A 238-nucleotide genomic window follows, 5' to 3' on the forward strand; every position below is an offset into this window, starting at 1 on the left:
GGACGGGACCGTCGCCCCGCCCTCCTCGTTCGCCTCGCCCTCCGCCGGATACGCCGGGGACGCGGACCCCGCCTTCGCCGGCGTCGAGGCCCGCGGAGAGCACGAGGTGCGGCTGCGCCTGCACTCCCCCCGCCGTCACCTCGCGGCCGCGCTGGCCTCGCCGGCCTACGCGCTCTCCTCGCCGGCCTCGTGGGACCGCCCGGTCGACGTGGACGGCTCCGAGGTCACCACCCCCGCC

At 79.4% G+C, this 238-nt stretch carries 1 pseudogene; it reads left to right on the forward strand.

Features of this window, described 5'->3' with window-relative positions:
- Positions 1-238, forward strand: a pseudogene (locus tag KVS67_RS13050) (ABC transporter substrate-binding protein); the annotation flags it as partial.

Origin of the sequence: Micrococcus sp. GbtcB5, assembly GCF_019091605.1 — a bacterium.
GTDB classification, from domain to species: domain Bacteria; phylum Actinomycetota; class Actinomycetes; order Actinomycetales; family Micrococcaceae; genus Micrococcus; species Micrococcus luteus.